The organism is Janibacter melonis, from assembly GCF_003721155.3.
In the GTDB taxonomy this organism is placed as follows: Bacteria; Actinomycetota; Actinomycetes; order Actinomycetales; family Dermatophilaceae; genus Marihabitans; species Marihabitans melonis.
On sequence record NZ_CP044548.2, the window covers coordinates 3,352,636 to 3,364,291 of the forward strand.

The window sequence follows — 11,656 nt, forward strand, 5'->3', positions numbered from 1 at the left end:
CCCTTCGTCGCTCCCGGCGCGGCCGGGCTCGTCTCAGCCCGCGTAGGGCGTGGCCGACACGATCTCGACGTCGACGCTCTTGCCGTTCGGCGCCTCGTAGGTCGCCGTGTCGCCGGCCTTCTTGCCGTTGATGGCCGCGCCCAGCGGCGACTGCTCGGAGTAGACGTCGAGGTCGCTGTCGCCGGCGATCTCGCGCGAGCCGAGGAGGAACTTCTCCTCGTCGCCGAACATGCGCACGGTGACGACCATGCCGGGCTCGACGACGCCGTCGTCCGCCGGGGCCTCGCCGACGACCGAGGTGTTGAGGATCTGGGTGAGCTGGCGGATGCGGGCCTCCATCTTGCCCTGCTCCTCCTTGGCGGCGTGGTAGCCGCCGTTCTCCTTGAGGTCACCCTCCTCGCGGGCCGCCTCGATGCGCTTGGCGATCTCGGTCCGGCCCGGGCCGGAGAGCTCGCGCAGCTCGGCCTGGAGACGCTCGTACGCGTCCTTGGTCAGGTATGACGCCGTGGTGGCGGTCTCGCTCACGGTCTCGCTCCTCACTCACGATGACCCCGCTCACCGGGGCCGTATGCACGAAGGCCTGGACCGCGTGGTCCAGACCTCGTCTTCGGTATTCGCACGAGTTTACCCCGTCGGGGGTGACAACCCCAGCCACGAAGGGGTGTACCCCCGGCCCGTCGGGCCTGCTCAGAGGGGTCGGCAGCCGTCGACGGTCGCGGTGACCGCCTGCGTCGTCGTACGCACGACGACGCTCTCGCGGGTCGAGCGCTCCTGGCTCGCCGGGATCTCGACGTCGGTGGACCCGACGGTGGCGTAGTCGGAGTCGAGCGCCTTGACGTGGCAGGTGACGACGGTGCCGACGGGGCGGTCGACGTCGAAGACCATCGTCACCTCGCGCGGCTCGCGGGTGAAGGCGACGTCGGTGGCGGTCACCGCCCCCTTCGTCCCCGACAGGCCGAACCACACGACGAGGGCGACGCTCGCCGCGACGAGGACGCTGCCGAGCACCCACCAGAAGCGGGGCGAGCGCCCCTGCTGGGCGGGGGTGTCGACGGGGGCGGTGCTCATGCGGGGGCTCCTGGTGGTGAGAGAATCGAGACCATCGTCCCAAACCGAGGAAGTGAAGAGTGGAACCACTGCGCCTGATGGCCGTGCACGCCCACCCCGACGACGAGTCGAGCAAGGGTGCCGCGACCACTGCGAAGTACGTCGCCGAGGGGCACCGCGTCCTCGTCGTGTCGTGCACCGGCGGGGAGCGCGGTGACGTGCTCAACCCCGCGCTCAAGGACAACCCCCACATCACCCGTGACCTCGCCCAGGTGCGTCGCGACGAGATGGCCCGCGCCCAGGCGATCCTCGGCTGCGAGCACACGTGGCTGGGCTTCGTCGACTCCGGTCTGCCCGAGGGCGACCCGCGTCCGCCGCTGCCCGCCGGCTGCTTCGCGCTCGAGGAGCTCGACGCCCCGGTCGAGGCGCTCGTGCGAGAGATCCGTCGCTTCCGCCCGCACGTGCTGACGACGTACGACGAGAACGGCGGCTACCCCCACCCGGACCACATCATGACCAACCGGGTCTCGGTCGAGGCCTTCCTCGCCGCCGGCGACCCCGAGCGCTACCCGCACGCGGGCGAGGCGTGGCAGCCGCTGAAGATGTACTACAACGCCGGCTTCCACCGCGAGCGCCTGCAGACCTACCACCGCGCGCTGCTCGACCGGGGGATGGAGTCCCCCTTCGCCGACTGGCTCGCGCGCTGGGAGGACCGGCCCGACCGGCGGATCACCACGCGTGTGCCCGCGTCGGAGTACTTCGACGTGCGAGACGACGCGCTGCGCGCCCACGCGACGCAGGTCGACCCCGGGGGCAGCTTCTTCGCGGTGACCAACGACATCCAGGCCGAGGTGTGGCCGACCGACGACTTCGAGCTCGCGATGTCGTACGTGCCGACCGACGACTCCGAGGACGACCTCTTCGCCGGCATCGACCCCCAGCGCGCCGACGAGCTCGCGACGGGCCGCCCGACCCTCCTGCGCGACGACCGCGTGGAGCCGACCGTGAAGGACTGGCGATGAGCTCTCCGAGCACCGAGGTCGGCCCCGGCTGGTGGGCCTTCGTGGCCTTCTTCTTCCTCGCCGTCGGGCTGTGGCTGCTCATGCGCAGCATGTTCACGCGGCTGCGCCGGATGCGGCTGGCCGAGGCGGACCGTCAGGCCCAGGAGCGCGGGCGTCGCGCCGAGAGGGAGGTCTCAGGCGCCCTGGGCGACCGGCCCGTAGAGGGCGAGCGCCGCCGCCGCGAAGTGGGCGACGAAGGCGAGGATGGTGAAGGCGTGGAAGATCTCGTGGAACCCGAACCACCGCGGTGACGGGTTGGGCCGCTTGAGGCCGTACACGACGGCGCCGAGGGTGTAGAGCAGCCCGCCGGTGATGATGAGGCTCATGATGAGCACCCCGCCGTGGGTGAGCAGCGGGCCGATGTAGAAGACGGCGACCCACCCCAGCGCCATGTAGACCGGCACGTAGAGCCAGCGCGGGGCGCCGATCCAGAAGACGCGGAAGAGCACGCCGAGGATCGCGCCGGACCACACGATGCTCAGCAGGGTGATCGCCTGGTCGCGTGGGAGCAACATCGCGAAGGGCGTGTAGCTGCCCGCGATGATGAGGAAGATGTTCGCGTGGTCCCAGCGGCGCAGCACCGCGCCGACCTTCGTCGACCAGCGACCGCGGTGGTAGACCGCGGAGGTCGTGAAGAGCAGGCCCGCGGTGATGGTGAAGACGAAGGCCGCGACCCGGCCCTGCATCGTCGGGGCCGTCGTCATGAGGATCATCCCGCCGACGAGCGCCAGCGGCGCCATGACGAGGTGGAGCCAGCCGCGCAGGTGCGGCTTGACCGCGTCGACGATCTCGTCGACGTGCTCGGAGACGTCACGGGCCATCTCCTGGGCGCGTCCGCGCAGCTCGCCGTCGAAGGTCATGGGGAGACGGTATCGGACCTGGCTGTGAGACGGCTGGCCCGTGGGACGGGCAGCACGTCGGCAGGGGAGGCGGCGACGGCGTCGAGGAGCCGCGCGATAGGTTGACCCGGTCCGCGCGAGGCTCGCGTCATCGACCACGAAGGGAGGCGAGAGCGGGTGCGCAATCCCCTCTACGCCGCCTACGAGGCCCGCCTCGCCAAGGAGGTCGCCCGTGTCGGGGTGCCCCGCCACGTCGGGATGATCGTCGACGGCAACCGTCGCTTCGCCCGGGCCCGCGGGGCCCGCACCGACGACGGCCACCGGGCGGGGGCGGCGAACATCGCCAACTTCCTCCAGTGGTGCGAGGAGGCCGGTGTCGAGGTCGTCACGCTGTGGCTGCTCTCCACCGACAACCTCACGCGCTCGCAGGACGAGCTGCAGCCGCTGCTGCGGATCATCGAGGGGGTCGTCGGCGACATCGCCGCGAGCGCCCGCTGGCGGGTCCACCCGGCCGGCGCGCTCGACCTCCTGCCCGTCGAGACCGCCGCGGCCCTGCGCCGGGCCGCCGAGCAGACCGCCGACGTCGAGGGCCTGCACGTCAACGTCGCCGTCGGCTACGGCGGTCGCCAGGAGATCGCCGACGCGGTCCGCGAGATGCTGCGCCGGGCCGCCGAGCGCGGCGAGAGCCTCGAGGACGTCGCCCGCTCGGTGACGACCGAGACGATCGCCGACCACCTCTACACGGCCGGCCAGCCCGACCCCGACCTCGTCATCCGCACGTCCGGGGAGCAGCGGCTCTCGGGCTTCCTGCTGTGGCAGAGCGCCCACAGCGAGTTCTACTTCTGCGAGGCCTACTGGCCCGACTTCCGCAAGGTCGACTTCTTGCGCGCGCTGCGCGCCTACGGAGAACGCCAGCGCCGCTTCGGGTCCTGACCGCTGGTGCGCACGGGGCGCGTGCGCCTCGTGAGACAGATGGGGCGACCCCCGTTGTGAACCCCGGGTCAGCACCCGGTGAACTTCGCGACACGCCCGTGTCGTGGGGTCGCCCGCCGAGGTCGTCGACCTACTGTCACGAATGACGGGCACCGCACTCCCGCGGGACCCGTCCGGGAGGCCTTCGATGGAGCACTCGCTTCGAGGACGGGGCCGGACCCGGCCCCGGCTCCAGCCCGCGGCCCGGTCCCGGCACTCGCACCGATACTGACGGCGCGCTGGCGCCGGTCGGCGCGAGCGTGCGGAGGAGATCGCAGTGGCCATGATGACCCACCTCGCCCCGTCCGAGCGCCTCGCGGCTGACCCGGTCCCGCTCCCCGACCAGGACGAGGCCACCCGCACCTACGTGCTCGACACCTCCGTGCTCCTGTCCGACCCGCGGGCGCTGCTGCGCTTCAAGGAGCACGACGTCGTCCTCCCGGTCGTCGTCATCACCGAGCTCGAGGCCAAGCGCCACCACCCCGAGCTCGGCTACTTCGCCCGCACCGCGCTGCGCCTGCTCGACGACCTGCGGGTCGAGGCCGGCGGTCTCGACGCACCGATCCCCGTCGGCGACGACGGCGGCACGCTGCGGGTCGAGCTCGGCGACGCCGACCCGGGGGTGCTGCCCGCGGGCTTCCGCCTCGGTGACAACGACACGCGCATCCTCGCCGTCGCGCAGGACCTGTCGGTGCACGGCGGTCGCGTCACCGTCGTCAGCAAGGACCTGCCGATGCGGGTCAAGGCCTCGGCCCTCGGGCTCGACGCCCAGGAGTACCGCGCCGAGCAGTCGGTCATCGACTCGGGCTTCACCGGCATCACCGACCTCGACGTGACGGTCGAGCAGGTCGACGAGCTCTTCGAGCACGGGCGGATGAGCCACGACGACCTCGGCGACCTGCCGTGCCACACCGGCCTGCGGCTCATCTCCCCGCGCGGGGGCGCGCTCGGGCGGGTCACCGCCGACCGCCAGGTCCGCCTCGTGCGCGGCGACCGGGACGCCTTCGGGCTCCACGGCCGCAGCGCGGAGCAGCGGATCGCCCTCGACCTCCTGCTCGACCCCGACGTCGGCATCGTCAGCCTCGGTGGGCGGGCCGGCACCGGCAAGAGCGCGCTCGCGCTGTGCGCGGGCCTCGAGGCGGTCATGGAGCGGCGTCAGCACCGCAAGGTCGTCGTCTTCCGCCCGCTGTACGCCGTCGGCGGCCAGGACCTGGGCTACCTGCCCGGCTCCGGCGACGAGAAGATGGGGCCGTGGGCCCAGGCGGTCTACGACACCCTCGGCGCGCTCGTCTCGCGCGAGGTCGTCGAGGAGATCATCGACCGCGAGATGCTCGAGGTCCTGCCGCTCACGCACATCCGGGGGCGCTCGCTCCACGACGCCTTCGTCGTCGTCGACGAGGCGCAGAGCCTCGAGCGCAACGTCCTGCTCACCGTGATGTCGCGCATCGGGCAGAACAGCAAGATCGTCCTCACCCACGACGTCGCCCAGCGCGACAACCTGCGGGTCGGGCGTCACGACGGCGTCGCAGCGGTCATCGAGCGGCTCAAGGGTCACCCCCTCTTCGCGCACGTCACCCTCACCCGCAGCGAGCGCAGCCCGATCGCCGCGCTCGTGACGGACCTGCTCGAAGGGGGCGAGCTCTAGCCGATTTGAGTCCTCCCCGGGGCTGACGGTAAGGTCTCGAAACGGTAACGGAGCGTCCCGCACGACGAGGACGCCCACCGGCACGGCAGCCGACCACCCACGAGCGCGGGTGGTCGCTGCATGAGGGAGGACCTGTTGAGCACGGACTACACCCCGCGGCACGGAGTGACGCGCACCCGCGGTCGGCGCATGCCGTCGGCCGCCGCGATGAAGCGACCCGTCGTCGGGTCGGGCATCGCCGTCGCCCTCATCGCCTCGGTCGGCGCAGCCGTCGGCACCGGTGAGACACCGGCCACCGCCGCGCCGCAGTCCGACGTCGCCCTCACCGGGCGCGCTGCCCCCGTGGGCGACGCCTTCACCGCGCTCACCGACAGCACCGGCTCGGCCGACGCCCAGCGCCTCGCCGACGAGCGGCGCTCCGCGGCCGCCAGCCGCAGCGAGAGCCGCGAGCAGGAGCGGATCGCCGAGGCGAAGAAGGCCAAGGAGCAGGCTGCGGCGAAGAAGAAGGCCGCCGCGCAGAAGGCGCTCGCCAAGCGCAAGGCCGCCGCGAAGGCCAAGACCGACCGGCTCAAGGCGGTCCAGGCCAATCCCAAGCCGTACGCGATCGAGATCATGCGCGACCACGGCTTCTCCGACGACCAGTGGGGCTGCCTGCAGTCGCTGTGGATCGGCGAGAGCGACTTCGAGTGGGACGCGACGAACGCGAGCTCGGGCGCCTACGGCATCCCGCAGTCCCTGCCCGCCGAGAAGATGGCGACCGCCGGCCCGGACTGGCGCACGAACCCCGAGACGCAGATGCGCTGGGGCATGAAGTACATCAAGGACGCCTACGGCTCGCCCTGCGCGGCCTACCAGTTCTGGAGCAACAACGACCCGCACTGGTACTGAGACCGGCTCGCAGCCGGCACCGGGCCCGGCTCGCAGCTGACGAAGGGGGACCGCCGAGCGGTCCCCCTTCGTCGTGCCCGGGGGCGCCGGGTGTCACCCCAGGAGCAGGGCGCCGGTGAGCGCGAGGGCGAGGACGAGGAGCGTCGCGAGGACGGCAAGGAGCACCGGACGGGCCCCGACCCGGCGCAGGGTCTCGCGCCGCAGGCCGCAGCCGAGGGCGAACATCGCGGCCGCCATGGCCACGCCCTGGACCTCGCCGGCTACGGCGAGCGCGGGCGGGGGCACGTCGAGGAGGCTGCGCCCGGCGGCCAGGACGAGGAAGCCGGCGACGAACCACGGCAGCAGCGGCGGGCGGGCCGCGACCGCGGCGCCCCGCCGTGCGGTCGTCAGGCGCAGGGCGAGCAGCGTCGGCGCGAGGAGGACGACCCGGGCGAGCTTGGCGACCACGGCGGCCCCGAGGCCGGCGCCGCCGACGAGGCCCCCGGCGACGACGACCTGGGCGACCTCGTGGACCGACGCGCCGACGACGACGCCGCGGGTCCGGACGTCGAGCGGGGTGAGGGCGAGGCCGAGAGGGAGGAGCAGCATCGTCGTGGTGCCGAGGACGACGACGAGCGCGACGGCCGCCGAGACCTCCTCGTCGTCGGCGTCGGCGAGATCGCGCACGCCGGCGACGGCGGCCGCGCCGCAGATGGAGAAGCCGCACGCGAGCAGCAGGCGCATCGCCGGAGGCACCCCGAGCGCGCGACCCATCGCCAGGGTGCCCACGACGCCGCCGGTCACGACGACGGCGGCGACGACGAGCACGCCGGGGCCCAGGCCGACGACCTCGGTGAGCGAGAGCTGCAGCCCGAGGAGCACGACCGCCCAGCGCAGCACCGTGCGTCCCGCGACGGCCACCCCGGGGGCGGCGACGCGGGGGACGAGACCGGCGAGCCCGGCGGCCCCGCCGACGGTTACGGCCACGAGAGACGGGTGCGCCGCCGGCACCGTGGCGTGCAAGCCGTGCGCGAGGAGCGCGACCGACAGGGCCAGCAGGAGGCCGGGACCGGCGCCGGTGCGGTGACGGGTGGCGGTCGGCGCGCGGTCCGGGACGAGCACTGCCTGGGTCATGCACCCCACGCTCGTCTCGTGGCCGGGGGTGCGCCAGGCCCCGGTCTGCCATGGACCCATGCCCACGGGGCATGGGCGAGGGCTACGGTGGCCGCGTGACCACCTGGCCCGACCTCGCCGTGCTCGAGCTGCTCGTCGCCGTCGCGGAGACGGGCAGCATCGGCGCGGCCGCCGCCGCGGTGGGCACCGGTCAGCCGAGCGCGAGCCGCTCGCTGCTGCGCCTCGAGCGCCGGACCGGGGTCACCCTGCTGCAGCGCACGCCGTCCGGGACCGTGCTCACCGCGCAGGGCGCTCTCGTCGTGGACTGGGCCCGTGACCTGCTCGCCGCGGCGGCCCGCTTCTCCGACGCCCAGCGCACCCTCGTGTCGGGCCGCAGCGCCGTCACCGTCGCCGCGAGCATGACGATCGCGGAGTACCTCCTGCCGCGGTGGCTCGTGCCGCTGCGCACCGCCCATCCCGACGTCGAGGTCGCCCTCGTCGCGGCGAACTCCACGGAGGTGGCCCGTGCGGTCCGCGGCGGCGAGGCCGACATCGGCTTCGTCGAGGACGGGCGGGTGCCGAGCGGGCTGCACAGCACGGTCGTCGCGAGCGACCGGCTCGTCGTCGTCGTGGCTCCGGGGCACCCGTGGGCGCGACGACGTCGCCTCCCGGTCACGGCGTCGGAGCTCGCCGCCACCGCGCTGCTCGTCCGCGAGGCCGGGTCGGGCACGCGGGTCGCGCTCGAGGACGCCCTCGAGCAGCACGGCCTCGCGGTGCGGCCCGCGCTCGAGCTGACGACGAGCACGGCCGTGCGCATCGCCGCCCTGTCGGCGCAGTCGCCCGCGGTGCTCAGCGAGCTCGCGGTCGCCGGGCTGCTCGCGAGCGGCGAGCTCGTCGAGGTGCGCGTCGACGGCGTCGACCTCACCCGCGAGCTGCGCGCCGTGTGGACTGGCTCGCGCCGCCCGACGGGCATGGTCGCCTCGGTCCTCGCGGCCGCGGTCTAGCCCGCGACCGGCCGGCCGGCGGACGCGGACCCGACGGGGCCGGGTCCCCCTTCGCCCGCCCTCAGAGCTTGCGCAGGCGGATCCGACGGACCTGGTGCTCGCGGTCCTTGGACAGCACGAGGGTGGCTCGGCTGCGCGTCGGCAGGACGTTGTCGACGAGGTTGGGCTCGTTGATGTCGCGGAAGATCTGCAGCGCGCGCTCGCGGGCCTCGTCGTCGGACAGGGCCGCGTAGCGGTGGAAGTAGCTCGCCGGGTCGGCGAAGGCGGTCTCGCGCAGGTGCAGGAAGCGCTCGACGTACCAGGCCCGGATGTCCTCGACGTGCGCGTCGACGTAGACCGAGAAGTCAAAGTAGTCCGAGACGGCCATGCCGGGCCGGCCGTCGCCGCGCGCCATGGGGGGCTGCAGGACGTTGAGCCCCTCGACGACGAGCACCTCGGGCTGGCGCACGACGACGTGCTCGCCGGGGACGATGTCGTAGGTGAGGTGCGAGTAGACGGGGGCGCGGACCTCGCGGTGGCCGGCCTTGACCGAGGCCATGAAGCGCAGCAGCGCGCGCCGGTCGTAGGACTCGGGGAAGCCCTTGCGCTGCAGCAGGCCCCGTCGCTCGAGCTCGGCGTTGGGCAGCAGGAAGCCGTCGGTCGTGATGAGCTCGACGTGCGGGGTGTCGGGCCAGCGGCGCATGAGCTCGCGCAGGATGCGGGCGGTCGTCGACTTGCCGACGGCGACCGAGCCGGCGACGCCGATGACGAAGGGGGACTGCGGGGGGCGCTCGCCGAGGAAGGTCGAGGTGATGCGGTGCAGCCGGGTCGTCGCCGAGACGTAGAAGGTGAGCAGTCGCGACAGGGGGAGGTAGACCTCCTCGACCTCCTCGAGGTCGATCGGGTCGCCGAGCCCGCGCAGCCGGGCGAGGTCGGCCTCGTCGAGGCTCAGCGGGTGGTTCTCGCGAAGTCGCGCCCAGTCGCGTCGGTCGAGCTCGACATACGGGGAGGGGACGGGCGCCGGTGACACGCGGTCAGTGTGCCCCACCGGCGGGCCGGGACGGCTGACCGGCCGCGTCGGCACGGCGGCGCGTCCCCCCGCGCGTCGTGATGAGACCCCTTCGGGCCGTGGCAGATACGCTTCGGCCCATGTGTGGAATCGTGGGATATGTCGGCCCGGACACCGACGGCAAGGCGCTCGGCGTCGTCATGGAGGGGCTCGCACGCCTCGAGTACCGCGGGTACGACTCCGCGGGCGTGGCGCTCGTGTCGCAGGACGAGGTCTTCACCGCCAAGCGCGCCGGCAAGCTCGCCAACCTCACCGCCGCCCTCGAGGGCGCGACGGTGCCGACGTCGCGCACCGCGATCGGGCACACCCGGTGGGCCACCCACGGCGGCCCGACCGACGCCAACGCGCACCCGCACCGCGGCGGTCCCGACGGCAAGCTCGCCGTCGTGCACAACGGCATCATCGAGAACTTCCACGCGCTGAAGAACGAGCTGCTCGCCGAGGGCGTCACCTTCACCTCCGAGACCGACACCGAGGTCTCCGCCCACCTCCTGGCCCGTGCCTTCGCCGCCACCGGTGACCTCACCGAGGCCATGCGTGACGTGGTCAACCGGCTCGAGGGCGCCTTCACCCTCCTCGCCGTGCACGCCGACGACGCCGACACGGTCGTCGCCGCCCGCCGCAACAGCCCGCTCGTCGTCGGCGTCGGCGAGGGCGAGAACTTCCTCGGCTCCGACGTCGCGGCCTTCATCGGCTACACGAAGCACGCCGTCGAGCTCGAGCAGGACCAGATCGTCACGATCACCCCGCAGGGCTACTCGATCGTCGGCTTCGACGGCACGCCCGCGCAGGGCAAGGACTACGAGGTCACGTGGGACGCCGCGGCCGCCGAGAAGGGTGGCTACGAGACCTTCATGGAGAAGGAGATCCACGACCAGCCGGCCGCCGTGCGGGACACGCTGCTCGGTCGCACCGACGAGGACGGACGGCTCGTCCTCGACGAGCTGCGCATCTCCGAGGAGGAGCTGCGCGAGGTCAACCGGATCTACGTCGTCGCCTGCGGCACCGCCGCCTACGCGGGCATGGTCGCGAAGTACGCCATCGAGCACTGGACCCGGATCCCGGTCGAGGTCTCGCTGGCCCACGAGTTCCGCTACTGCGACCCGATCGTCGACGCCCGCACCCTCGTCGTGTCGATCAGCCAGTCCGGCGAGACGATGGACACCCTCATGGCGGTCAAGCACGCCAAGGACCTCGGGGCCCGCACGATCTCGATCTGCAACACCCACGGCAGCACGATCCCGCGCGGCTCCGACGCCGTGCTCTACACGCACGCCGGCCCGGAGATCGCCGTGGCGTCGACGAAGGCCTTCGTCGCCCAGATCACCGCCTGCTACGTCCTCGGCCTCTACCTCGCCCAGCTGCGCGGCCAGACCTACGCGGACGACGCGAAGCAGGTCATGGCCGAGCTGCACGAGATGCCCGAGCACATCGAGACCCTGCTCGCGTCGACCGACCGCGTCGAGGAGATCGCGCGCTTCATGGCCGACTCCCGCTCGGTGCTCTTCCTCGGGCGCCACGTCGGCTACCCGATCGCCATGGAGGGCGCGCTCAAGCTCAAGGAGCTCGCCTACATCCACGCCGAGGGCTTCGCGGCCGGTGAGCTCAAGCACGGCCCGATCGCGCTCATCGAGCCCGGCCAGCCGGTCTTCGTCGTCGTGCCCGGACCGGACACCCCCCACGGCCTGCACAAGAAGGTCGTCTCCAACATCCAGGAGATCCGGGCGCGCGGGGCGCGCACGCTCGTCATCGCGGAGGAGGGCGACGAGGACGTCGTGCCCTTCGCCGACGAGGTGATCCGGGTGCCGAAGACCTCGCCGCTGCTCCAGCCGCTGCTCACGGTCATCCCGCTGCAGGTCTTCGCCCTGCACCTGTCGACGGCCAAGGGCCTCGACGTCGACCAGCCGCGCAACCTCGCGAAGTCCGTCACCGTCGAGTGACGCGGGCTCTGCCGCGAGCTACCACGCAGTACTGGTCACGATGACGACCAGTACTGCGTGGTAGCTCGCGTCGCAGCGGGGCCGGTCGCGTCGGGGCGGGGGCCGGTCGCACGGCGCGAA

The 11,656-nt window shown here is 72.9% G+C and carries 11 protein-coding genes; 6 read left to right on the top strand and 5 right to left on the bottom strand.

The window, feature by feature from the left end; translation table 11 throughout:
* Positions 1-33 precede the first annotated feature (33 nt).
* On the bottom strand, positions 34-525 hold the full coding sequence (gene greA / locus EEW87_RS16155) for a transcription elongation factor GreA (RefSeq protein ID WP_068273224.1): 492 nt from the start codon (positions 523-525) through the stop codon (positions 34-36).
* 162 nt (positions 526-687) lie between these two features.
* A complete protein-coding gene (locus EEW87_RS16160; protein ID WP_068273226.1) occupies positions 688-1,068 on the bottom strand; it encodes a DUF4307 domain-containing protein in 381 nt (126 codons plus the stop codon).
* A gap of 77 nt (positions 1,069-1,145) precedes the next feature.
* Between EEW87_RS16160 and mca the strand changes: the two genes are divergently transcribed.
* On the top strand, positions 1,146-2,069 hold the full coding sequence (gene mca / locus EEW87_RS16165; protein WP_123091220.1) for a mycothiol conjugate amidase Mca: 924 nt from the start codon (positions 1,146-1,148) through the stop codon (positions 2,067-2,069).
* A 173-nt stretch (positions 2,070-2,242) separates the two neighbouring features.
* On the opposite strand, the gene trhA is transcribed toward mca, so the two are convergent.
* Positions 2,243-2,968, bottom strand: a complete 726-nt coding sequence (trhA, locus tag EEW87_RS16170) for a PAQR family membrane homeostasis protein TrhA (RefSeq protein WP_123091219.1) — start codon at positions 2,966-2,968, stop codon at positions 2,243-2,245.
* 156 nt (positions 2,969-3,124) lie between these two features.
* Between trhA and EEW87_RS16175 the strand changes: the two genes are divergently transcribed.
* The 3 genes from EEW87_RS16175 (at position 3,125) to EEW87_RS16185 (ending at position 6,452) form a co-directional block, all read left to right on the top strand.
* Complete coding sequence (locus EEW87_RS16175; RefSeq protein WP_068273231.1) at positions 3,125-3,880, top strand: isoprenyl transferase; 756 nt, start codon at positions 3,125-3,127, stop codon at positions 3,878-3,880.
* A gap of 325 nt (positions 3,881-4,205) precedes the next feature.
* The gene (locus EEW87_RS16180) at positions 4,206-5,564 is read left to right on the top strand and encodes a PhoH family protein (protein ID WP_123091562.1); all 1,359 of its coding nucleotides are present in this window, start codon (positions 4,206-4,208) and stop codon (positions 5,562-5,564) included.
* A gap of 135 nt (positions 5,565-5,699) precedes the next feature.
* Positions 5,700-6,452, top strand: coding sequence for an aggregation-promoting factor C-terminal-like domain-containing protein (locus EEW87_RS16185; RefSeq protein ID WP_148041536.1), 753 nt, complete (start codon positions 5,700-5,702; stop codon positions 6,450-6,452).
* Positions 6,453-6,545: 93 nt separating this feature from the next.
* Here the strand turns inward: EEW87_RS16185 and EEW87_RS16190 are convergent, their stop codons facing one another.
* Positions 6,546-7,565 carry a YeiH family protein gene (locus EEW87_RS16190; protein ID WP_225985052.1) on the bottom strand — a complete coding sequence of 340 codons (1,020 nt, stop codon included), beginning with the start codon at positions 7,563-7,565 and terminating at the stop codon, positions 6,546-6,548.
* Positions 7,566-7,660: 95 nt separating this feature from the next.
* Here EEW87_RS16190 and EEW87_RS16195 point away from each other — a divergent pair, with 95 nt between their 5' ends.
* Positions 7,661-8,548, top strand: a complete 888-nt coding sequence (locus EEW87_RS16195; RefSeq protein WP_240341619.1) for a LysR family transcriptional regulator — start codon at positions 7,661-7,663, stop codon at positions 8,546-8,548.
* 61 nt (positions 8,549-8,609) lie between these two features.
* Here the strand turns inward: EEW87_RS16195 and coaA are convergent, their stop codons facing one another.
* Positions 8,610-9,557 carry a type I pantothenate kinase gene (gene coaA, locus EEW87_RS16200; RefSeq protein ID WP_224766887.1) on the bottom strand — a complete coding sequence of 316 codons (948 nt, stop codon included), beginning with the start codon at positions 9,555-9,557 and terminating at the stop codon, positions 8,610-8,612.
* Positions 9,558-9,676: 119 nt separating this feature from the next.
* Between coaA and glmS the strand changes: the two genes are divergently transcribed.
* Positions 9,677-11,536, top strand: a complete 1,860-nt coding sequence (gene glmS / locus EEW87_RS16205; RefSeq protein WP_123091215.1) for a glutamine--fructose-6-phosphate transaminase (isomerizing) — start codon at positions 9,677-9,679, stop codon at positions 11,534-11,536.
* The last annotated feature ends 120 nt before the right edge of the window (positions 11,537-11,656 follow it).

Coding starts and splice junctions, on each gene's coding strand:
- EEW87_RS16160 (WP_068273226.1), bottom strand. CDS start 1,068: ATGAGCACCGCCCCCGTCGACACCCCCGCCCAGCAGGGGCGCTCGCCC.
- glmS (WP_123091215.1), top strand. CDS start 9,677: ATGTGTGGAATCGTGGGATATGTCGGCCCGGACACCGACGGCAAGGCG.
- trhA (WP_123091219.1), bottom strand. CDS start 2,968: ATGACCTTCGACGGCGAGCTGCGCGGACGCGCCCAGGAGATGGCCCGT.
- EEW87_RS16180 (WP_123091562.1), top strand. CDS start 4,206: ATGACCCACCTCGCCCCGTCCGAGCGCCTCGCGGCTGACCCGGTCCCG.
- mca (WP_123091220.1), top strand. CDS start 1,146: ATGGCCGTGCACGCCCACCCCGACGACGAGTCGAGCAAGGGTGCCGCG.
- EEW87_RS16190 (WP_225985052.1), bottom strand. CDS start 7,565: ATGACCCAGGCAGTGCTCGTCCCGGACCGCGCGCCGACCGCCACCCGT.